The organism is Chromohalobacter sp. HP20-39 (assembly GCF_033052815.1).
Taxonomy (GTDB): Bacteria; Pseudomonadota; Gammaproteobacteria; order Pseudomonadales; family Halomonadaceae; genus Chromohalobacter.
Genome location: NZ_JAWHTP010000834.1, coordinates 1 through 258, shown reverse-complemented (window position 1 = coordinate 258; position 258 = coordinate 1). Strand labels below are relative to the sequence as shown.

Annotated in this window: 1 protein-coding gene; it reads left to right on the top strand. The window is 61.6% G+C overall.

The annotated features are described in order from the left end of the window. Positions 1-5 precede the first annotated feature (5 nt). The coding region (locus tag RVY79_RS22085) for a glycosyltransferase (RefSeq protein ID WP_411161769.1) at positions 6-258 on the top strand (253 nt) is incomplete at its 3' end.

Here is a 258-nt window from a genome sequence, read left to right as displayed (position 1 = left end):
TCGTTATTCGGGCATTTGCGCGCGCAGCGCTTGACCGTTGCGAGCTAGTCATCGCAGGAGACGGTCCTACACGTAACGCCATGCACGCGTTGGCCGATAAGCTAGCCCCCGGCCGCGTCAGCTTTCCCGGCAATGTGAACGACGTCGCTGGTCTTTTAGCCTCGGCACAGTTGTTCGTGCTGGCTTCGGACCATGAGGGATTACCGCTGTCAGTGCTCGAAGCGATGCGAGCCGGGCTGCCAGTGGTGGCATCGGACC